Raw genomic sequence first — 23,538 nt, forward strand, 5'->3', positions numbered from 1 at the left:
CCTAACTATTTTCTCCACAAATGATACATACTCCCACAGCTCACATATTTAAATCCCATAGCATTATAGAATTGAGCTGCAGATATGTTATTCACTTGTGTTCCAACTTTAATTTTTTGTATTCCTTTTTCTATAACAAATGATTCCATTTTAGAGATAAGTGATTTACCAACTCTCAGTCCTTGGTATTTCTCATCAACAGCAATAAGTTCAATTACACTACTGTCTTCATGGATTGAAAACAAAATATAACCTGCTACATTTCCTTCTCTCTCAGAAATTAGAAAAAACTTATTCTCCTGACCAAAAGCACATTCTGTCCAGTGAAGATAAATATTCTTAGCTTGCTCTTTAGGTAGCTTTGGATCATTAAAAAATCTAGAATAGTTAAATGTCTTCCTCGCAATATCAACTATCTGCTCATTCCTAGATAAGCTATTCACTACATAAGTCTTCTCATCTTGATAGTCTGGTTTATCTACCAAGACTTTTAGGAACTGAATATTCATATCAGCAATAAAAGCATTAGTTCTATTGCCTATCCAATGATTATTTTCTTTTATATTGTCTAGATTAGAGATAGTAACAAAGTCATAGTTTTTACTAAACCCTATTATCTCTTCTTGACCATGCTCATCTACAATGCCATTAATATTGACTCTAGCAGAACTAACACCAAAGTAATCTGTGTCCCACTGTAGAGATCTGCACTCATAATTTTTACTAGACATTAGCCTTTTCACCACTCTTGTTTTCTGATTTCTGTTCTACAAATACAGCCTCTCTCTTAAGTACTGATATAGCTGTCTTCAAGAATACCCTGATATCTAACCACATAGTCAAATGATCAATATAGTAAATATCATTCTGAATTCTTTCTTTCCAAGGAATAGTATTTCTAAAATAAGCTTGGTTGAAGCCTGTAACACCTGGTCTAACTTCTAACTTACGAGCTTCATTTCCTTCATATAGTTCCATATGTTCTGGTAAATCCGGTCTTGGACCAATAATACTCATATCACCTTTTATGATATTGATAAGCTGTGGAGTCTCATCTAGGCTTGTCTTCCTTATAAATACACCGATCTTAGTCAGTCTTGGATCATCTTCAGAATTGAATGTAGAACCATCTTCATTGCGTAAGTCAGGTGCATTCATTTTCATGGATCTGAGCTTATACATTTTGAATATCTTGCCATCCTTACCTAAGCGAGGTGCATTATAAAAGATTGATCCTTTGTCTTGAATGTATATAATTGGTCCAATTATTAGTAATATAATGAGCCAAAATGGAAGTGCTATGATTGCTAATACTAAATCAAATATTCTTTTGAAAAAATTGCGATACATACCTTCACCTCATTACTTAAGCTCATTTAATGCTTGTTTCAAACTCACCATAACATACTCAATATCATCATCAGTTAATAAAGTATGTAGCGGCAATGTAATCTCATTTCTATACATATCAAACGCATTTGGATAATCTTCCATCTTAAACCCTAAGTTCTTATAGGCTGAATGCATTGGAAGTGGTTTGTAATGAACATTAGTAGCAATGCTCTTCTCAGCCATCTTCTCAATCACTTTATTTCTAAACGATTCATCCTTCTCATCAAGTCTAAGCAGATAAAGATGTCCGCACGACTCATAATTCTCGTCATAATGCTTTATAGGAGTTACATCAAAATCTGCTAATAATGTATTATACTTCTCAATGATTTCTTCTCTTCTCAAAAGAATCTCTGGATATCTTTTAAACTGAGCAAGCCCTAAAGATGCCATAATATCTGTCATATTGCATTTATAGTAAGGAGCCACTATATCATACTCCCACGCTCCAAGTTTAGTCTTTGCCAATGCATCTTTAGACTGTCCATGTATCGAAAGAAGCATATACTGTTTATAAATTTCTTCATTATCAACACCTTCTATATCTCTCCACGTAACCATCCCACCTTCAGCTGTAGTAAGATTCTTAACTGCATGAAAAGAAAAAGATGTAAAATCTGCAACTTCGCCACTCATCTTTCCTTTATAAGTAGCTCCTATTGAATGGGCTGCATCAGCTAAAACAATAACTCTGCCAAATGCCTTCTGTAAATCGTTTGAAGGGTTAAATAGATCTTTCTTGCTTTCAACAGCTTCAAATACTTTATCGTAATCGCACATCACACCAGCAATGTCTACAGGGATAATCGCTTTTGTCTTTTCTGTGATTGCATCAGCAATAGCATCATAATCGATATGGAATGAATCTTTTCCTGAGTCTACAAGAACAACTTTTGCTCCAACATGAGTGATTACACTTGCTGATGCAGAATAAGTATACGCACAAGTAATGACTTCATCTCCTGGGCCAATACCTAATAGTCTTAAAGTCATCTCCATCGCAGCTGTCGCTGAATTAAGAGCAACTGCTTTTGATGTATTACAATATGCTGCAATTTGCGTTTCGAACAATTTTGTTTTAGGCCCAGTTGTAATCCAGCCAGATTTCAGAGTATCAATTACTTCATTGATTTCTTCATCTGAAATATCTGGAGGTGAAAACGGAATGCTTCTTAATTCAGTCATTTTAATCGCCCTTTCTTATCTAAAGTGTATGTATTGTATAGAGGTACTATTGTGTATGTAGCACCTTCGAATTTCCTAAGTTATGTATTAATGCTTGTCCAGATATACCGTATATCTTGCATAATTCCGTCTCATGATTGGATGCATAGACGTGTAATGCTTCTGTAACATTCACCCTTATACATCAACCTCCGAAACCATTGGTATAACTGACTTATAGCCTATTAATCCTTTTATGATACTCACGTCGATTTCCCCATCCAATCTTATGGAATATACAAATATGGAACAGAACCATCATCTTCCTCATGAGATTCAATGTGAATACTACATATCAGTGTATCGTCAGTTATACTGATAATTCCTTTAGAAGGACATATATCTTCATAACCATGCTCTAACATGAAGGTAGAGAGAGAAATCTTACTTTCATATGTTTCTCTCTCCATCAGATTATCAAGCTCAAAAGCCTTCTCAACTTGCCTTCGATTTGTAACGCATACCGTTTCTCTTGATTCTTCAATGTGACCAGCCAATATAATTCCAGCAACTGATGCCAGGACTGCAAGGACTGCAATTACAACAATAAGTTCAATTAAAGAAAACCCTTTGTTACTTCTATTCCGTCTTTTTCTTCTGTCAACGCTCATATGTAGACACTTCATAATATGCCACCTCTTAATAAAAGATAGAATGTTACAAAATTAATTAGCTAAAGCCTAATGTCCGAGAATTTTTGGAATTAAATGACTTGCTCTTTCTTGGAAATATCAGGAATATAAGTCGGAACAATCTTCTCCATGATTTCCTTCAGTTCATTACATGAAATCCGTTCATCATGAATATCCTTCTCCAGTTCTTCCAAAGTTTTCTTAAGACTGCTCTTGTCGAATCCATTAGGTCTTCCTACAAAAATCAGTTCATTAGGTGTACTCTCTAACCCTTCCTCAGCCATAAGAAGTTCCTCATATAGCTTCTCACCAGGTCTCAATCCTGTAATCTTAATTTCAATATCCTTATGAGGCTCAAACCCTGATAATCTGATAAGGTTCTCTGCTAGATCGTAGATCCTTACAGGATCACCCATATCCAGCACAAAGATTTCACCACCCTGGGCATAGGATCCAGCCTGTAGAACCAGTTGTACTGCTTCAGGAATGGTCATGAAATATCTTACTATGTCTTTATGAGTAAGCGTTATCGGACCGCCATTTTTGATCTGTTCTTTAAACAGAGGTATAACCGAGCCATTAGATCCCAGTACATTGCCAAATCTTACTGCTACATAGTCTGTATTATCCGTATGAGCATCCATGGTCTGAACGATCATCTCACATAGCCTTTTAGAAGCGCCCATGATATTAGTTGGATTCACTGCTTTATCAGTAGAGATGAGAATGAACTTTTCTGTCTTAAACTGCTTAGCGGAACTGGCAACATTTAGTGTTCCAAACACATTATTCTTAATCGCTTCTTCAGGACTTGTTTCCATGAGCGGTACATGTTTATGTGCAGCTGCATGGAATACTGTCTGAGGATGATAAGTATTAAAGACACGATCAATCTTCTTCCTGTCTCTAACAGAAGCTATGAGAGTAAGAAGATTAAGTTCTGGATGATTTCTCTTCAGTTCATTTTCTATGGCATAGGCATTATTCTCATAGATATCGAGAATGATTAGCTGCTTTGGTTTAAGTTTAGCGATCTGTCTGCAGAGCTCACTTCCAATGGAGCCTCCACCACCTGTAACCAGAACAATCTTATTTTCAATATATTCAGATATTTTTTCATTATTTAGTGATATCTCTTTTCGTCCCAGAAGATCCGAAATCTCAACATCTCTTATGGACTGGATGTTCAGTCCTTTTTCAACCATCTCATATACACCAGGAAGTGTCTTCAGTCTTGCAGCAGTTGTCTTGGCAATTCCAAGTATTTCCCTTCTCTTCTCATGGGATGCACTAGGTATGGCAAGAAGAATCTCATCCACCTCATAGTCTCTCACAAACTCAGGTATCTCACATACTCTCCCCAGCACTTTGTGTCCGCTGATTCTTGAATGCTGCTTGAAATCTGAATCATCCACAAGACCGATGATATCCATCATGAGCTCCGGATGGTTTCTGATTTCTTTTATGATGAGCGCTGCAGCTTGTCCAGCTCCTACGATAAGGACTTTCTTGATCCCAGGCTTTCTGCTCTTTCCAAAAGACATTCTCTCAAGAAGAAGTCTTCTGTATATCCTGAAGAACATTCTGCTGCCTAAGGTTCCAAGTAGGACTGTACCTCCAGCGATGATGATGATGGAAAAGGAAAGCATCTCTCTTAAGATAAAAATGTCATAAAACACAAGGATGATTCCGGCTGCCAGATTGGCATAGACAATATTGATATAGTCATAGTAACCAGCCACGGTCCATAGACTGCCATAAAGCCTGAAGAAATAGAATGTAAAGATATAAATGAGGATAATTGCAGAGATATGGAGAAGAAAAGCATCTCTCATCATCTCAGGGATCTGGAACTCATAAAATAGAAGCATAGAGAGGATATAGGAGAGGAAGATGATTGCAACATCTGCAAAAAGGGTTACCACTCTCTTATATCTTCTGAATTTTATTAAGTGCACGAATCATCATCTCCTAAGCATCCAAAGTTAAGTTATCTGTTAAGCGTTGTCCCCAGAAAAAGGTATTGCTGCAAGTACAGGAAGCTTAAGTTCATTGTTAATGAAATCAGGATCCTTTACTGTCTTATCCATGAACTCAAGAAGGAATACCATAAATACAGAAAGCATCATTCCAAGGACAAATCCAATGGCCAGGTTCATCTGTATATTGGGTGAGGATGGCCCTGCAGGAACGTTCGCAGGATCCAGTATCTGTACGATATCTGTTCCTCTTAGTTCTCTGGAGACTGCTTTTAAGCTTCTTGCCATCTGGTTGGTCACATTATAGGCAAGCTCTCTGTCCGTGGATGTCACGCTTAGATTCAGAAACTGTGTATTTCCTTTTGGAGATGTGGACACCATACCCTGAAGGGTTCCAACCGTCATATCAAGATTAAGATTTGCAATGACATCTTCAGCCACTGTTCTTGACTTGGCAATCTCAGCATAAGTGTCTACAAGTTTCTGATACATATTAATATCATTGATGGTTTCTGTTACTGCAGTTCCTGATCTTTCATCACTGATGAAGACGGCAACCGTTGAACGATATTCAGGTTCAATAAAGAAAAAAGTTATGATACCGGAAATCATGGTAATAAGAATGGTTACGATGATGATAAGACCTAGTTTTTTTCTGATGATCCCCCAGAGGGTACTGAGATCTATGGTTTCTTCATTCATGTTTGTTTTAGCTCCTTCTTTATAACGTAATGTTTTTCATACGAGCTGCTAAAGTAGAGACAGCACGCTCTGCATATTATAACACAATTCAAATCACGGGATTGTACTTTCCTTTTACATCATTCGTCATATGAAGATGGAAATTAAGCTCTCACTTAAGGAATTGTCTTCAGAATCCGTAAGGATATAGAATGATGAAGGTTTTATGCTCAATTACCTGATGCATTTTATAGAAGAAGAGATTTGTCAGAAACTTTCTCGTTCTTTTCTTTCAAGTTTACACTTGCACGCATACCTATTCACGAAAATAGCAGAATATGTATTTGTGAACTTGTCGTAAAATAAGTTTATTAAACATATAATTCTCAAATATGAACCTTATTCATATTTAATTCAAAAATGAATACCCGCTTATTATATCATTCCTCAAGATTATTTTAACAAACTTCCTGAATTTTAATAAATCATGAATATAACTTATACGTATTGCCAATTTATTCAATGTAATCATTTAATTTTGAGTGTTCATCAGGTGAATTTTTATTCCTATCCTATTAATATGTTAGCGTGATATCACTCTTGAAATAGTAGTGATTTTATCCTGCACATATATATTTCATTTAGAATGAAGCACTCCATATATCGTATACATGCAGACAACTTCGGTCTGATAGAACTGATAGGAAAACTCATCTACTTCAAAAAAAATAAGTAAATCAGACTCCAACTTCAGAATCTGACTTACTCTAGAATTTATTGTGCATAAAGATGTCTTTAGGAATGCTACTCTGTCAGCCCATTTTCAAATTTCCACGAGTCTTTAACCATATCCATAATGTCTTTCTCAGCAGTCCAGCCCAGCTCATCTAATGCCTTTGAAGCATCTGCATAGCAGGATGCGATATCTCCTGGACGTCTTGGACAGATTTCATATGGGACCTTGATTCCGTTCCCTTCCTCAAATGCCTGTACCAGTTCAAGGACTGATGTTCCTTTACCGGTACCCAGGTTATAGACATTAACACCTTCTTTTAACTTCTCTATGGCTTTAACGTGACCTTTGGCAAGATCCACCACATGAATGTAGTCTCTTACTCCTGTCCCATCCACGGTATCATAGTCATTTCCGAAAACACTCAGGTATTCTCTCTTCCCTTTAGCCACCTGGGTGACAAAGGGCATAAGATTGTTCGGTATGCCATTGGGATTCTCGCCAATGAGTCCACTCTCATGGGCACCCACCGGATTAAAGTATCTGAGTAGCGTTACCCCAAAACCTTCATTGGCACTTGCTGCATCCGTGAGGATGCGCTCGCTCATGGCTTTTGTTTCGCCATAAGGGTTGGTTGTGGGAAGAAGATTCATATCTTCTCTAAATGGTACGGTATTGTCACCATATACGGTAGCGGAAGAACTGAATACAAATCTTCCGACTTTATGCCTGATGCAGGCTTCTGCCAGCACCATCGTACTCACAAGATTGTTATAGTAGTACATGAGTGGCTTTGCCACTGATTCCCCTACAGCCTTAAGACCCGCAAAATGAATCACTCCGTCGATCTGGTTCTCCTTAAAGATCTTTTCAACTTCCTTTTCATCCGTTACGTCAATCTCATAGAAACCAATCCCCTTGCCTGTAATCTCAGTTACCTTATCCAGTGCTTCTTTCTTGCTGTTACAGAGATTATCGGCAACAATTACCTCATGTCCTGCCTGAATCAGTTCTACGCAGGTATGGGTTCCAATATACCCCGCTCCGCCAGTTACAAATATTTTCATTCAATTATCCTCCTTAACGCTCTTCAAACCAAAACTCAATTGTTTCTCATCTCAATTATTTAAATATAATATATATTCCAACAACACAATAGCCAATAAGCTTCTTGCACTTTGTCATTTATATTACAAATCTATGATACAACAAAAAGAAGCTCGGGTCACCCATAAAAGAGAACCCGAGCCTGTACTTTCATCGTAGTATTAACCAAATAATTCGTTATCATTATCATTGAAGTTAAAGGTTCTTAAGGTGTAGAACCAATTCTTTGAGAAAGCTTTTGTGGTTAAGCTTAATCATCATAAAGTTCGATAACGAATGATTCTCTTCAATAAGATCCATTTATCTAATCTTGGATGCTTTTATTTAGATGTTCTGGATGGCAATTTATCTTTAACAAGCCTTATTATATTCTTGATTTCATCAATTTTAAGAAGAAGAATCATGATGAAATAAGTAGCCCCTGCAAAACTTATGGATATCACAAGAGATAAATTGCTGCTAATTCTGGATGAAAGTGCAGAGAAGAGTCCATAAGCAACTATACCCATGATGATGGATGCTACTGCAATTTTGAAAATCTTGACTACAGTATCTCTAAACCCGAAATGCTGCACTTTCTTTCTGAGACTTCTTACAAGAAGATAAGTTGTTACAGCTGCAGATATACTGGTTGCAAGAGCCAGTCCTCCGATCCCAAGATATCTGGATAAAATCAGATTAAGAACGATATTTAAGCTTACACCAATCATGGCATTTATCGTAGGTGTCTTGGTATCTTTATAGGAATAGAAGACCCTGGATAAAACTTCTCTCAAGGCAAATGCGAACATACCCAAAGCGTAGAAGAACAAAGCCTGAGACGTCATATCTGCTGCCACCTGATCAAATTGTCCCCTTAAAAAGAGAAGTTCTATTATGGGCTTTGCAAGCACCATGGCACCCACTGTAGCGGGTATCACCAGGAGGCTGATGTAGATGATGGATTCGTTGATGACCTTTTTAAGTCCAGTAAAATCCTTATTGATGACCTGCTTTGAGATGCTTGGATAGATAACCGTAACAACAGGTGCAACAAATAACCCCTGAATGAATACATTGAGTCTGTTGGCATAGTTTAATGCAGATATACCGCCTACAGCAACTCTTGAAGCTATATTTTTATCCACAAGTACATTCAGCTGATTGACTGATGTACCAATAATGATGGGTATGGCCAGAATCAGCATTTCCCTAAGGTACACGTCCTTCAAATCCAGAACCAGTTTATACTTGAACCTGTTCTTAATAACAGACGGCAGTATGAAGATCAGCTGGATGAGTACTGATGCGACCAGACCATAGGCAAGAATCACATCTGTGAGCTTATCCGCAAGATAGAAGGAGAAAATCACAACAATGTTCATAGGCAGACTGATCAGTGCTGGAATGGTAAAGTTATCCTTCAGCTGAAGATAAGCATTTAGGATATAGATCATTCCAGAGAATGTAATTCCAAATATACTGATTCTTGTATAGAGTATGGCCATTGCCATTGTCTCATCCGTGAATCCTGGTGCAAAAAGCTTCACCACCTGAGGCGTGAAGAGGAGAACGACAATAATAATGACAGCAGTGAGTATTACCACACTGTTCATGACATTTGACGAAAACCTGTGTGCCTCATCGTCACCCTTTTCTTTCTGCACCTTATTGTAGATGGGTATAAACGTTGTCGCAAGACCCGTGCCCACCAGCGCAAAGATGGTCGTAGGTATGGTCTGGGCAATAAGGTAAACATCACTGGTTGCTGATGCCCCATAAAAATAGGTCAAGGCGATTTCTCGTCCAAAACCGAGAAGTTTTGTGAAAACTGTTATGATCATAATGATTGCAATATTCTTCTTCATATACGTGCTGAAAAGCTTACTTCGCTTTTATCCTCCACTGTCATAAAATTACTCCTGATGACTCAGATGATACTGATTCTCAAGGTATTCACTTGTTCTGATTATAGCAAATGAGAGAAGTTACTCTCTCATTTGCTTAACAATATTATACTTCTAATTTAACTGCCATAGCTCTACTTTTTGTGACTCATGACCAATCATGTCCAATCCGACATTTCGAACTTTCGAACTTTCAGATTGTATGTCTATATTACTCGAAGACTTTAACTACCAACTTCATGATGAATCCTTGGAAGTTTTAATCCAACTTGTCTTTAAACTTCTCTATGATGGCATCTGTAATGATTCTGCTTGCTGTACCGTCTCCATAAGGATTCTTGGCGCTAGCCATTCTCTGATACTCATTTTCGTCATACAGAAGTTCGTCAATTAGTCTGTAGATGGTTTCTTCATTGGTTCCTGCAAGCTTCAGTGTCCCCGCATCAATACCCTCAGGACGCTCTGTGGTGTCTCGAAGTACGATGACCGGTTTATGAAGTGATGGCGCCTCTTCCTGGATTCCACCGCTATCAGTGAGAATCAGATAAGACTTGGCTAGAATGTTATGGAAATCTAGAACCTCCATGGGCGCTATGAGTCTTACCCGATCATTTCCGGAAAGCACTTCATCAGCCACTTCCTGAACCTTAGGGTTCAGATGTACGGGATAGACAACCTTAACGTCCTCATACTTTTCGACAATTCTCTTGATCGCTTTAAACATGTTTCTCATGGGTTCACCCAGATTCTCTCGTCTATGAGCAGTCAGAACAATTAGCCTGCTGCCCTTCGCCCACTCAAGGACTTCATGCCTATAGTCTTCTCTTACAGTTGTCTGTAGCGCATCAATGGCAGTATTACCTGTAACATAGATATTTCTTTCATCCTTTTTCTCGGCAATGAGATTTTCTCTGCTTTTCTCCGTTGGGGCAAAGTTCATATCTGATATTACTCCCACAAACTGTCTGTTTGCTTCTTCAGGAAATGGTGAGTATTTATCATAGGTTCTAAGACCTGCCTCCACATGACCGATGGCAACCTGATTGTAGAAGGCTGCCAGGGCTCCAGAGAAGGTTGTTGTGGTATCTCCATGTACAAGAACAAGATCAGGTTTAACTTCCTTAATCACAGAATCCAGCCCCATAAGCACCCTTGCTGTTATGTCAGTCAGGGTCTGATTGGCTTTCATGATATCCAGATCATAATCCGGAACGATTTTAAAGGCATCCAGAACCTGATCAAGCATCTGGCGATGCTGCGCGGTTACACAGACGATCGTTTCGATTTCATCTCTCTTCTTCATCTCTATAACAAGAGGGGCCATTTTTATGGTTTCAGGTCTTGTACCAAAAATCACCATAACCTTAGTTTTTCTGCTCATATCCGTCTCCTTTTCCTGCACATGTTTATTCGAGTAGATTAATCTACAATAGTTCTGCGTGGTCAAATCCTGTCACATTTTTGGTGTCAAAAATAATTAAAGGCTTAATTCTGTCCAGGTGTTCCTTAATATGATCATGTCCCACCATAATGACAATCATTTCAAGATCCTTCATGAATTCCTCAAAATCCATGCATTGTCCATCAACCATTTTCCGTCTGATATGGGGATCAAAAACCTTAACTCCTGGATTCATGTTTTCTTCAAGGATAGTGAGAAGCTGAAGTGTAGGACTTTCTCTCACATCATCCACGTTCTCCTTATAAGCCAGGCCGTAAAGCCCTACTTTTTCAAGGGATGTGATGTTGTTTTCCTTCATGATGGTAAGCATTCTCTTTCTGACAAACTCCGGCATGGCATCATTGATGTCTCTAGCCGCATGAATAAGACTTGTAAGCTCAGGATAGTCTCCCACCAAGAACCACGGATCAACTGAAATGCAGTGTCCACCAACCCCGGGACCTGGGTTAAGGATATTAACCCTTGGGTGCCTGTTCGCAATTCGGATGATTTCATACACATCCATATTGTCATTTCGGCAGATCTGAGCCAGTTCATTGGCAAATGCGATATTGATGTCGCGGAATGTATTTTCTACTACCTTTGACATTTCAGCGGATCTGATGTCCGTGAGGACAATTTCAGCTTTGCAGAAAGATGCGTAAAGCTCTTTTACTCTTTCAGCAATCTCCATGGAGTCAGCTCCAATGGTTCTTGAATTATACTCCAGCTCGTAGACCATATTACCCGGGATGATTCTCTCCGGTGCATGGACAAGATGAATATCTTCTCCAATAACAAGTCCTCTTTTTTCCACTTCAGGTCTAACAAAGTTATCCATGGTTCCAGGAGAAACCGTGGACTCTAAAATCAGGATTGCATCCTTCTCGCATACATCCAGAACGTTATTGACAACATTAATCACATATACTGGATCAATCTTTTTGCTGGACCTTACAAAAGGTGTAGGGACAGAAAGAATGTATAGATCTGTTTTCTGATATTGCGTAGTAAACTCAATATCATTTTTTCTTGCTGCCTGAAAAAGATCTTCAATACCTTCTTCTTCAAATGTCAGCTCTCCACGATTAAGTTTATCAACCAGTTCCTTATTGTAATCTGTCCCAACAACCTTCTGTCCGCTCTTTGCGAACATGAGTGCCGTAGGCAGTCCTATGTAACCAAGTCCTATAACGTTTATTGCTTTCATTTAAGTTCCCGCTCCTTCTCTGCTATGCATAAGGGTTTATGTTTCTTTGTTCGTAGTAACTGTTCCTTTAAGACTCATGTGTTGAATCCTATTACTTACTTCACTTTACTTTCTTTGCTTATTTAGTTTGCTTTTTACTTTACTTAATTATTTCGCTCTTGCTTTTCTCATCTTGTACAATCTGTCAATCACGGGCCTGACCATCTTAACGCTTCTGCCTAGGAGGGTCATATCTTTACGGTCTACTTCAAGTTTAAGTAGAGACATGAATTCAAGATACCGATACCAGATATAGACTTTAGACGCCACTGGGACTTTATCTTCTGCATTAGGAAATACCTCTTTAAGAAGAATCTCATAATAGGCAATCATGCCATGTGCATTTTTCATCTTGTATCCATCGATATTTTTTGTTATACCCTCTTCCTGATATTCCTTGATTTCAACCACATCAGAAATGCAGTAGAGTTTATGGTTCATCCCGATCTGGTCAGTAATATAAGCTTCAGGTACGAACTTAGCTTCCTTTACTTCAGGAAATCTGTATTTCTTTATGAGATCGGTTCTGATAAAGTCCACACAGTCCTTAAAAGGCCCTATTTTGATTCCTGAGATGAAGTGGAAGTCCACATAGGATGAAATGAATGGGTCTTCAGGAAAGGGTTTTCCGATGAAATTACCGTTTGGCTCCTTTGCCCTTGCCATGACACCTGAGAAGTCTTTCTGTCTTTCTTCAGGAATCTTATTCCAGTTTTCTGAGAGAACCATTAGTCCCTCAGGCAGCATCCAGTCATCTGAATCTAGGATCAGAAAGAAATCACCTTGGGCTTTTTCTATGGCATGGTTAAGTGCCATGTGCTTTCCACCGTTACTCTGCTTAAAGTATCTTATCTCCATTTCTGATTCTTCCATGTACGTTTTAATATACTCCTCAGTTCCGTCAGTGGAACCGTCATCTATGATGACCACTTCAAAATCCGTGAACGTCTGATCTTCGAGACTCTTAAGCGTTCTACTGATCAGATCTTTTCGGTTGTATGTAGGTATGGCTATGGTAAAACGCATAAATCCTCCTGGCTCTTTTAGTTGAGCATACTACTTATTTTTTCAGGATCAGACTGACCTCTTCTTTTAGGACAACTGGTCCTGAACATTTCTCTATGATATACTTCGAAGCAGTTTTAGACTTTTCTTTGAAAATGTCGGGATTCTCCACAAGCTCAATGATGGCCTTGGCCATTTCATCTGGTCCTTCGCAGAGGTATCCGCAGTCCCCGCAGACATATTCAGGAATGGCTGTATTGTCTGAAACCACAGGCACAAGTCCGCTGCTCATGGCCTCGCACATGGATACGCCTTGAGCATCCTGCCTTGTGGGCATAAGAAGAATTCCATTTTCCTTATGCCGAGCAGCAATCTCCTTTTGTGGCAGCATACCTTTGTGGATATTCACGTTTGTTAAGCCAAGGATCGGCTTAACGGTGTCATCGAACAGTCTTCCATCTCCATAGAGATTGAACCTCAGCTTTTCAAAATCTTTGTATGTCTTTAGCTTAATTATGGTGTCAACCATAAGATCATTGGCATACTTTTTGGAGTGATAAGGCCTCACATTAAAGATATGGTATCTCAGATTCTCATCCTTCTCCTCATAGTTAAACAGCTTGTCGTTAATTACATTGGGAATAACCCTGTACTTCTTTATGGTGCTTCTTACACCGGTATCTTCTTCCAGGATTTCTTTCATCCAGTGTGATACAAAGACAAAGGTCATATCTCTGTCGTTTTGTTTTTCGATCAGTCTTCCGACAAACCTCAGCTGTATTTTGTTGAGTGGGATATACCCTATGAATTTTATGATTTCTTTTGGACTGGATGTAAGATTGAACAGTCTTCTTTTCCATGACAGAGCTTCCACTCCATGAACCCATATAATAAGGGGTGTATCTCCTGTATGTTCCAGTACAACTTCCATGATTCCCTTCCATGCAAAATGAACAAGGATCTTACTGTACCTTTTCTTTTTGAGGTGATCTTCAAGATTTCCGTGTGTTCCCTCTGATACAGGAACGCCATCAATCTCGTACTGTTTCACACTCGGTTTATCCATGTTTTTCTTGTAGGGACTGCCAGGCACAGAAAATACCTCTACATGGATTCCTTCCTCCAAGTACCCTAAAACTCTCTGATGAACAAAGGAATTATTGTAGGGGTTATCCTTGCTGGGATACCCCGGCGTAATTACCAGTATCTCGTTATTCTCTTCCTTCACCATGACAGTCCTCCTAAATCAAACTTGAGATCTTTTATCCAGATGCATTCCTGTTTCTTTCACTATACTCTGTGCTTACAGCTGCTTCTTTTCTTTTCCAATGAGTCTGTAGAATCTGATGAGATTAATCTGCCTGAATATCCTGCTTGGATTTTTGATCAGGCGATACATCCATTCAATGCCCATATCCTGCATCCACTTTGGTGCCCTTTTGACATACTGCCCAAGAACATCAAAAGACCCACCGACGCCTTGGAAGATATTTACGTTAAGCTGATCCTTGTGTTCCTGTATCCAGTTCTCCTGCTTGGGAGAACCCATGGCAACAAACAGAATCTGAGCTCCTGAGTCATTTATTTTTTTAATCAGTTCCTGATTATTGATATTGTAACCATCTTTAAATCCAACAATCTGGATGCCTTTAAAGCGCTTTTCCAGGTGATCTTTTGCAGCACGAACAACTTCATTCTTGCCGCCTAAAAGAAAAACCTTGTAGCCTCTAACAGATGCCAGTTTGCAGATCCTAACCATGGTATCAACACCAGTAATTCTATTTTTAAGATTCCCACCAAGTTTTTTGGATGCCATTAAAACACCCACACCATCAGGAATAAGATAATCTGCCTGATTAATGAACCTGGCAAGGAACGGATCTTCTTTAACCTTCATTATTTTCTCAGGATTTATGGCCACAATTATTCTTTTCTGACTGCTCTCAATATCAGCTCTGATATTGGAAATTAGCTCAGCATAAGTGGTATCAAGAATATTTAGACCTAGTATTTTTTCTTTGTGCATAGTATCCTCCTAGGTTAAAGATAACCTCTTCTTATTGTTCTTATTATTTGATTCTACGGTCAAAATGCTGATGATCAGTGCCAGATAGAAACTGACAGAGGGTGATACAAATACGTGTCCCGCAAACATGGCGATACCAAATGCCAGAATGACTGAACACAGATAGTATGGCAGGATACTTGAAGGTTCAAAAATTCTCCAGTTTCTGAATGCATTTCTTACTGCATATCCGAGCGAACCCAGAACAATCACCCAGTAAAAAATTGAACCGATGATTCCAAAATTGAAAAAGATATCAAAATAATCAATTTCAATGATATAGGATTTAATCTGATTATTATTTGTGACAGCGAACTGAGTCAGTCCAAACAGTTTCTCTGTAGTACTCGCTCTGTCGTAAATAAACTTTCTAATCGTAAAGTATTCATCGCGTCCACTGAATACAAGACTCATCAGGACCTCTTCATTATCCAGTATCTCTTCAATCCCAAAATCATTTTTAATGTCTTCATCACTTTCAGGATTTTCTTCATCAATATTATCCTCATATCGGTCTATTATGAGTCTATTATGAAGATTAAGATTGATCCCTATGGGCGTAACAGGTACGAGACCCATGGAAACGATAAAGAGAACCGATAGTGTGACCACTGGCTTTAAAATGTATAATTTCCTGTCTTTCACTTTCCTTAGTATAAATAGAACAATCACATAAAATACAGTCATGATTACAGAAAGTGCCACAACCTTAGTGCCGATCTGATAGTACAAAAAGGTATAAGCAGATATGATCATAATCTTAACCACAGGATTTGCTTTCAGCTTTTCAAGGATGAAGTAAATCAGTATCGGTGTAAGTATCCCAAGGAGTGCACTGACTTCATTTGCTGCAAAGAACCAGCCTACTGTTCCAGTTTTACCATACTTATATGCATTGTAATCTGTTCCTGTAAGCATTGAGAGAGCAATGATTGATGCCACAAATGCTGCACTATAAACAAGGGCTCTTGTGAGTAATGTGATATCTTTTTTATCAATAAGCTTATAAAGGCTTAGTATAACCAGGGGTAAATAGAAGGTTTTCACCATGGTGATTCCACCTGAAACTGTTCTGCTAAACCCAAAGCTCTGCAAACTTAAAAGTGAATGCACAGCTGCATAAATAATAAAGGCAAATAAAATATACTTCGCTATCTTATCTATTTTGCTGGTACTACTTGTCCTCAGGAATGCAATAACCGTATAAATCAGAAATAGGCCTTTGAGTAAAATTCCGATACTTAAGGTAATATTGTACTCCCTGATTCCAATTGATGTAATAACATCAATAATCGGATTAATTAGAATGAATACAATCAGAATCCTTGTATATGCATTAAGGGTTTTAAACTGACTGATGTCATTTTTTATCATTTGTCTAACTTGCAATTTTTTGTCCTCCTTAGGGCACCTCCATGATGTCTTATCGTATTCCTTACTTTTTGTGAAACATGGCAAAAGCTGTCATCACAATAATTTTAACATCTAATATCAGATTCTTGTTCAGCTTATAATACAGATCAAGTTTCAGCTTTTCATCCTGATCTTCTGTATCACGCGCTTTAACCTGAGCCCATCCTGTGAGCCCTGGTCTTAAGGTATCTATACCCATCTTTTTTCTAAGTACATTGATCTCACCTTCATTGGGTATTAATGGCCTTGGCCCCACAAATGACATTTCACCCTTAAGGATATTAATCAGTTGTGGAAGCTCATCTAAACTGGACATTCTGAGAAGTTTTCCAAAAGGTGTAACGTAAGATTTTTCGTCAATGTCTTTTGCTGCAATACTGGGAGCATGTACACTCATACTCCTGAACTTTAGAATTTCAAATATTCTCCCACCTCTACCCAGCCTTTCCTGTTTAAAAATAACAGGACCATCGCCCTGTATCTTTAAAATTAATATGATGACCAGCATAAGGGGTGACAATACAACAGTAAAAACCAGAGAAAGGATGATATCCATCAGCCTTTTAAAAAACCTGTAAACTCTCGCGTCCATAATCCATCTATTCATTAACATCAGTCTCACTTTGCTATATTAGTAATGGGTATCATAATAATTTCCATCATACGTGTTACATAAAAATTACCACGAAGATATGAAGTAAATCTAAAAAATCGGGAATATATTCATTAACATTTTAAATTATCGCAATAATACAGCAAGCCATACCTGGTCATCATTAAGTTTGAATGGATACTCTTACTGATTGAGAATTATGTTGTATCAACAGTAATGTCATGAATGAATATGAAGAATGTTCTCTACACACTAAAATTTAAGAAGAATATTTAATATTTAAGAAATTTGAATTATACTTAGAAAAAACATTTGGAGAAAAAAGATGAAAAGAAATTCTGATCAGGAGTTATCCCTGGAATCTAATAGAACCAATAGAAGTTACAGATTACTAATTAAGATTTTAGTTATTATAGGCATTACCATTTTAGCTTTGGCTGGTGGTGCGTATTGGTATTTCCTTCAGACATATGATGAAATTGAATATATGGAGATACCAGAGACAGACGAAGACTTAGGTATTACTGAAGAAACTGAAAATGAGATCAACATTTTCGAAAATAATAAATCAATTATAAATGTGCTGCTTTTTGGAATTGATAAAAGATCTGATGAAGAAACCGGACGATCGGACTCAATCATGATACTGACTATTGACCCGGTCAATAACAAGATTAAGCTCTCCTCGCTTATGAGAGATACAAGAGTATCGATTAAAGACTATGGGGATAATAAACTGGGACATGCCTATGCTTATGGCGGGCCTGAGCTAGCAATCCACACAATCAACAAGAACTTCAGATTAAACATAAGACATTATGCTTCCATAAATTATGGTGGTTTGATCAACATTATCGACTCAGTTGGTGGCATTTATGCAAATGTAAAAGAAGATGAAATTGATATGGTCAACAAGTATACAAATGATACTGCTTATGTTGAAGGTCTGAACTTTTCTCTCATTACAAAAAGCGGGTATCAGCTCCTTGATGGTGTACAGGCTGTGGGATATTCCAGAATCAGAAAAGTTGGTGATGGAGACTATGAGAGAACTGAGAGGCAGAGAACAGTGCTCTCAGGGATCATCAGAAAACTCACTGACTTAAGCGTAATAGAATTACCCGGAGTTATCAGGAGACTCGCCTCCAATGTTGAAACAAATATCACTTCCAGCTATATGCTGAAGGTTGGAAGCAGTATACTGAATGCTGGTATAAGTGACATCAGTCAGTCACGTTTTCCAACTGATGATCATTCCTATGGGGAAATGATCAACGGATCATGGTTTTTAGTTTTCGATGAATATGACACTGTAGATGAACTGCATAATTTCATATTCAGTGATCAATAGGCAATTCTCAGGGTATCCACTTAACAATCCATTGCAGTATGAATTTCTATACGTATCATTTCCGAAAAAAGATGAAGGCAAGCCAACCTCAATGTTTGCTTGCCTTCATCTTTTTCATGTATTATTATGATATTTTCTTCAATTCATTCTTCTGTTTATTCCTTTTAAACAGCTCTTTAATATCAGACGCGGCTACAATTGATCCACCAATAATTATGGCAGCAAATAATATGTCCTTACCAGAGACAGATTCTTGCAGGATGAAGAACCCGAACACAATGGCCCACGCACAATAGGTAATATTTAAAGCCATTGCTTTAGATGCACCAATTTTATTGATTGCCTTATAATAGAAAAGATATGAGGTCGTTCCAAATAATGCTGATATTAAGATAATAGGCATTGTACTGCTTGTAAAAATGTTGAAGCTTAATCCCCACCCGCCTAGGAGAGGCAGTATGATAATGGCATAGAATACTGCAGACGTTAGCTGTCTGATTTGAAGAGCCTGTTCATCAGATATATTGGGATCTTTGAGGCCGTAGGCAATGATTACTGCTTCTGCTGCCCAGCCTACTACACACATTAACGCAAAAAGAAATCCGAGTAATACGTTATCAACATCACTGCCTCCTGGTGTATAACCTAGTGCAATGACTCCGCCTATGCTGATGAATAAACCTGCCAGCTGATAAAGTTTCATTTTTTCCTTCAAGAATATATATGAAAATAATGCTCCAACCGCTGGAAACATTGCTGAAATAATTGCTGTATATGCAGCTCCGATATATTTAATCGAGAGGACATAACCTGTCATTCCAAGTGGCCCTCCGATTAATGCAGCCAGGACGATAAATTTTCCGCTTTTTGATTTAAGTGCATTTAGCACTTTACTGAATTCTTTTCTAATGACCATATACATAATCATCCACAAACTAGAAAAAAAGTCATGGATAAAAGTGCTGACAAATGGAGACAAGAAAATAGCTTGCTCTGTTGAAAGAAATGGAGTCATTGATAATGCAATACCAATAATAACAGTATCTAATCCCCACAGTAATCCAGCCAATAAACCTTCGAACATTTTGTTCCCCCTAAATTAAGATACTAAAGTATCCACCATTATTTTTGACATATTTTCCTTTGCTCTTATATACCTTTGATTAGCATATTCAAGCAAATCTTCTCCACATGAGTATCTCTGTTTTCCCCATAAACTCCAGAGAAAATCTAAGAAGACTTTATTCATGAGGATTCTCTTCTCTTCCACTGGGGTAGCTGCACGGCCGAAGTAGAAGGATTTAAACAAGGCTTCATCATCATCAGAAAAGTTTCCTTCGATAAACACGTCAGCCAAATCCCACATCGGATCATTCATCCCAGCATACTCCCAGTCAACCAGATACATTCTGTCCGAACCCTTTATAAAGTTCTCACATAATGGGTCGTTATGGCACAAGACAGTATCGAAGTTGAATGATCTATACATATTTTTAAGACTAAAAACTTTTTCTCGAACTTCCTCGTAATCATCCCAATAGAAGTTTTCGGTTTCTGCAGACAGGAGATTCTCATATTCAACAATTTTATCAAATACATCAAACACCGCTGGGATACTTCTATTACACGAATGCAGTTTCGCAAACAATCCTGCCATATCCTTCATATTCGAGGGATCTTTCACTAACTGTTCATTTAGCGTGATTGCATCATCGATGTATTTTGAGACCTTCAGACCTTCCTTAGGTTCGAAATAGATATTCTCTGCATCAATTCCTATTTCATTAGTAACTACTGTAGTCAGAGACTCATCATGTCGATTAATCAGATCTTCTGTTCCGACACCTGGAATTCTGACTACATAAGATGAATGGTTCACAACAACTTTGTAGTTATAATTAGTTAAACCACCTAACCTAACAATACTTGCATCATTAAAAGGGATTTTTAACTCGTCCTCAAAAAGCGATTTAATTCTGTATTCGAAATTCTCCATTCATCTCTCTCCTATCCGCTGTTCTTGATAATCATAATAATATTCCTGGTTTCTGACTCCAAACTGAAACCCTGTAGCACATCCATTCATTGTCGTGGGTATGATATTCTTAATCTCTTTTTCAGAGCAGTTTAGTTCTTTACTCAGTTTTTTCATTATGGTCGATCTGGTATCTGTAATGTAAGTTTCATCAAAGGATCTTAAATCTTCAAGTGAGTCAAACTCTTTTATAATATCAGAAGGATACTTCTTTATCTTCATGTGCAAAGAATCAAGATGCTTGATGAAAACATGTTCCCACAGAAGATTTGATGATTCTTCTTTAGCGTATTCTTCTTCTATTATCGGTATAAATGCCTTAGAGAATTCTTCTGAAAAGTATGCATGTCCAATCATATACCAGGCATCTTTTCCGCCAATTTCAACCTCTGTAATTCGATCATTTATATCTGTTCCCATGCACCACTCTTCAGTATCACCCTGTATATATTCAGCAGAATAATATGCTCCTTCATGGTTTTCTGAAAACACATTCCTGGTAAAATAGTTGTCTGCTGAACATATATATGTATCTCTCAGTTTATGCTTCACTCTATAAATGGATGAAAGGTTGTTTTTAACTGAGAATTCATCATTTACAATAAGTTCCACTGAATACTTGTCTTTCAAGTACTCAAACATCGCCTTTTTGTACCCCACAACTATGGTAATATCATTGATGCCAGCTTCCTTAAGCTGTTCAATCTGCCTTTCTATCAGCACCTGCCCCTTAACTTCAAGCAGTGCTTTTGGTTTTTCAAATGACAACGGTGCAAACCTTGAAGAAAATCCCGCTGCCAAGATAACTGCATTCACAATTCTATGCATAATTCCATTCCTCTCTTATATATTTTCCAACAATACTGCTGAACTCCTTGGCATAACGATACTGCTTCATGGAATATTCTCCGAACTCAACCCCCAGCATTCTTTTATATTCACACCAATTACTCCATAACAGCCCACATACTGCAATATATCCATATATCTTCATACGTATTGTTTCTTCCACCTTATATTCGAAATACAACTCAATGAGCTCGTCTATCTGCTCTAATTCATATAGTGAATAAATCGCAAACATGGCAATATCCACATGTGGATCTTGCATCCCTGCATACTCCCAGTCAATCAGTTTAATGCCATGTTCTGTGAAGAGGAAATTATCCGGAACTGAATCAATATGTGCAAGAACCTTCTCTTGAATATTAGCCTCAATAAATCCTTTCAAACCTAATACATTATGTTTGATGTCTTTATAATCCTTATAGAGAGTTTCCGTTTTCCACAAGCTTTCATAATAATCGATATTCCTGAACAGATCGAATTCATGAGGAACTTCAAAGTTACTTTGATGAAAATTTCTGAGATAAGCCATGCACCTTTTAACGTCTTCTTTATCCTCTGGGTTACACTCTCGAGTATCATGCCAGAATTCCGTTATTTTATATCCATTATTTTCTGATATATAAACAACATTATCAGAAATGTATTTATCTTTAATTATCTGATAATTAACAAACTCATTCCTGCGATTTATTAACTGCTCAGTTCCTTCTCCAGGTACTCGCATAATATATGTTTTCTCAAAGACTGTGAATTGAAACGACCGGTTGGTCATCCCTTTTTTCATTACTTTAATATCTGTAATATCTTCTTTACTGCAGCTCATTTCTTCAGTGATCAGCTTTATTATGTCTGATTGTAGATGGTCTGACTGTTCATCTGCATTTCTTAGGTCTGCATACGTATTAATTTCTATTACTTCTTCATCGCTGACTAACCTTGGATAAAGAACTGGATCAGGGTCGTTAAAGACTGCTTCTTCCCAAAATGAGTTCAGGTATTGATTGTCATCTATAATCTTATAGATGTTTTTCCGAAGCTTATCACCCGATGAATCGTTTATGTAGGCTATTCCGAGTACTCGATTTCCTTCTTCTTTACCGCTGATAAACTGGATGACTCCATTACGATTAACCTTGAGACCAGTACCTGTAATCTTTTCGCTTCCCATCATATACCACGATGATAACTCTATCGTGTCAAAAGGGTTGATATAGCTGTAAATATCACTAGGAATAACATATGTATTATTCAGTTTATCTGCAACTAAATAAAGAGAATAGAGATTATTACTAGAATGATAGTTTTCATTCAAAATAATGTGTACGCCATATTTTTCGACTAAGTAGTCAAACATCTCTTTTAAATACCCTACTACAATATAAATTTCATTTATTCCCTTTTCTTTTAGTTGTCTTATTTGTCTTTCAACTAACAGTTCTGATTTCACTTCTAAAAGAGCCTTAGGCACATCAGTTCCAATAGGAATCATTCTCATCCCATACCCGGCGGCAAGTATGATTGCCCGCTCTGGTTTGGTAAATTTTACTTCATTTATGTTATTCTCTCTCACAGTTAATTGACTGTCTATGTAACCATTCGACAGAAGGTTGTTTATTGTTTTATTAACTAATCCCAGCGAAAGTTTACAGGCTAGAGAAAGCTCTCGTTGTGACTTGTATTTACCTCTCATCAACGCCAGCAATACTGAATTTTCATAGCAGTTCATAAAGCACCTCATTTTACATTCTGTGAACACATTTATAAGTATACTTTATCTATAGTGTATTATCAATCGTTTTAGAATCAATGATATTGATTATGTTTTTAACCTTAATTGTAAAAGTAACTTCCGGTTAGGAGAAAGAATAATGATGAAGTGGAAG

At 37.7% G+C, this 23,538-nt stretch carries 20 protein-coding genes; 1 reads left to right on the forward strand and 19 read right to left on the reverse strand.

The window, feature by feature from the left end; translation table 11 throughout:
- Positions 1 to 5: 5 nt before the first annotated feature.
- The 15 genes from RTX25_RS12280 to RTX25_RS12350 form a co-directional block, all read right to left on the reverse strand.
- Positions 6 to 731: a GNAT family N-acetyltransferase gene (locus RTX25_RS12280; protein WP_312654106.1), complete on the reverse strand. Its 726-nt coding sequence runs from the start codon at positions 729 to 731 to the stop codon at positions 6 to 8.
- Positions 724 to 1,350, reverse strand: a complete 627-nt coding sequence (locus RTX25_RS12285) for a sugar transferase (protein WP_312654108.1) — start codon at positions 1,348 to 1,350, stop codon at positions 724 to 726. The genes RTX25_RS12280 and RTX25_RS12285 overlap by 8 nt, the downstream gene beginning before the upstream one ends.
- A 12-nt stretch (positions 1,351 to 1,362) precedes the next feature.
- The gene (locus RTX25_RS12290) at positions 1,363 to 2,577 is read right to left on the reverse strand and encodes a DegT/DnrJ/EryC1/StrS family aminotransferase (protein ID WP_312654110.1); all 1,215 of its coding nucleotides are present in this window, start codon (positions 2,575 to 2,577) and stop codon (positions 1,363 to 1,365) included.
- A 266-nt stretch (positions 2,578 to 2,843) separates the two neighbouring features.
- A complete protein-coding gene (locus RTX25_RS12295) occupies positions 2,844 to 3,227 on the reverse strand; it encodes a type II secretion system protein (protein WP_312654112.1) in 384 nt (127 codons plus the stop codon).
- 92 nt (positions 3,228 to 3,319) lie between these two features.
- Complete coding sequence (locus RTX25_RS12300; protein ID WP_312654114.1) at positions 3,320 to 5,206, reverse strand: nucleoside-diphosphate sugar epimerase/dehydratase; 1,887 nt, start codon at positions 5,204 to 5,206, stop codon at positions 3,320 to 3,322.
- Between the two features lie 39 nt (positions 5,207 to 5,245).
- A complete protein-coding gene (locus tag RTX25_RS12305; RefSeq protein WP_312654115.1) occupies positions 5,246 to 5,929 on the reverse strand; it encodes a Wzz/FepE/Etk N-terminal domain-containing protein in 684 nt (227 codons plus the stop codon).
- Between the two features lie 783 nt (positions 5,930 to 6,712).
- Positions 6,713 to 7,708, reverse strand: a complete 996-nt coding sequence (gene galE, locus RTX25_RS12310) for a UDP-glucose 4-epimerase GalE (RefSeq protein ID WP_312654117.1) — start codon at positions 7,706 to 7,708, stop codon at positions 6,713 to 6,715.
- 360 nt (positions 7,709 to 8,068) lie between these two features.
- Positions 8,069 to 9,595: a murein biosynthesis integral membrane protein MurJ gene (murJ, locus tag RTX25_RS12315; protein ID WP_312654119.1), complete on the reverse strand. Its 1,527-nt coding sequence runs from the start codon at positions 9,593 to 9,595 to the stop codon at positions 8,069 to 8,071.
- A 298-nt stretch (positions 9,596 to 9,893) separates the two neighbouring features.
- Entirely contained in the window at positions 9,894 to 11,015 is a 1,122-nt protein-coding gene (wecB, locus tag RTX25_RS12320; RefSeq protein WP_312654121.1) for a non-hydrolyzing UDP-N-acetylglucosamine 2-epimerase, read from the reverse strand.
- A gap of 43 nt (positions 11,016 to 11,058) precedes the next feature.
- On the reverse strand, positions 11,059 to 12,285 hold the full coding sequence (locus RTX25_RS12325; protein WP_312654123.1) for a nucleotide sugar dehydrogenase: 1,227 nt from the start codon (positions 12,283 to 12,285) through the stop codon (positions 11,059 to 11,061).
- A 147-nt stretch (positions 12,286 to 12,432) separates the two neighbouring features.
- Entirely contained in the window at positions 12,433 to 13,350 is a 918-nt protein-coding gene (locus RTX25_RS12330) for a glycosyltransferase family A protein (RefSeq protein ID WP_312654125.1), read from the reverse strand.
- A gap of 34 nt (positions 13,351 to 13,384) precedes the next feature.
- Complete coding sequence (locus RTX25_RS12335) at positions 13,385 to 14,560, reverse strand: glycosyltransferase family 4 protein (RefSeq protein ID WP_312654127.1); 1,176 nt, start codon at positions 14,558 to 14,560, stop codon at positions 13,385 to 13,387.
- Between the two features lie 72 nt (positions 14,561 to 14,632).
- Positions 14,633 to 15,355, reverse strand: a complete 723-nt coding sequence (locus RTX25_RS12340; RefSeq protein ID WP_312654129.1) for a WecB/TagA/CpsF family glycosyltransferase — start codon at positions 15,353 to 15,355, stop codon at positions 14,633 to 14,635.
- 9 nt (positions 15,356 to 15,364) lie between these two features.
- On the reverse strand, positions 15,365 to 16,768 hold the full coding sequence (locus tag RTX25_RS12345; RefSeq protein ID WP_312654144.1) for an O-antigen ligase family protein: 1,404 nt from the start codon (positions 16,766 to 16,768) through the stop codon (positions 15,365 to 15,367).
- Positions 16,769 to 16,829: 61 nt separating this feature from the next.
- Positions 16,830 to 17,414, reverse strand: a complete 585-nt coding sequence (locus RTX25_RS12350) for a sugar transferase (protein WP_312654131.1) — start codon at positions 17,412 to 17,414, stop codon at positions 16,830 to 16,832.
- 331 nt (positions 17,415 to 17,745) lie between these two features.
- Here RTX25_RS12350 and RTX25_RS12355 point away from each other — a divergent pair, with 331 nt between their 5' ends.
- Entirely contained in the window at positions 17,746 to 18,771 is a 1,026-nt protein-coding gene (locus tag RTX25_RS12355) for an LCP family protein (protein ID WP_312654133.1), read from the forward strand.
- Positions 18,772 to 18,895: 124 nt separating this feature from the next.
- Here RTX25_RS12355 and RTX25_RS12360 read toward each other — a convergent pair whose 3' ends face one another.
- The 4 genes from RTX25_RS12360 to RTX25_RS12375 are packed head-to-tail and all read right to left on the reverse strand — an operon-like array spanning position 18,896 to position 23,381.
- On the reverse strand, positions 18,896 to 19,855 hold the full coding sequence (locus RTX25_RS12360; protein ID WP_312654135.1) for a DMT family transporter: 960 nt from the start codon (positions 19,853 to 19,855) through the stop codon (positions 18,896 to 18,898).
- Positions 19,856 to 19,870: 15 nt separating this feature from the next.
- Positions 19,871 to 20,767: a phosphotransferase gene (locus tag RTX25_RS12365; RefSeq protein ID WP_312654137.1), complete on the reverse strand. Its 897-nt coding sequence runs from the start codon at positions 20,765 to 20,767 to the stop codon at positions 19,871 to 19,873.
- Positions 20,768 to 21,634: an NTP transferase domain-containing protein gene (locus RTX25_RS12370; RefSeq protein WP_312654138.1), complete on the reverse strand. Its 867-nt coding sequence runs from the start codon at positions 21,632 to 21,634 to the stop codon at positions 20,768 to 20,770.
- Positions 21,627 to 23,381, reverse strand: coding sequence for an NTP transferase domain-containing protein (locus RTX25_RS12375; protein ID WP_312654140.1), 1,755 nt, complete (start codon positions 23,379 to 23,381; stop codon positions 21,627 to 21,629). Before RTX25_RS12375 ends, RTX25_RS12370 begins: the two co-directional genes overlap by 8 nt.
- Between the last annotated feature and the right edge of the window lie 157 nt (positions 23,382 to 23,538).

The sequence above is a fragment of the Proteiniclasticum sp. genome (assembly GCF_032054185.1).
Classification (GTDB): domain Bacteria; phylum Bacillota; class Clostridia; order Clostridiales; family Clostridiaceae; genus Proteiniclasticum.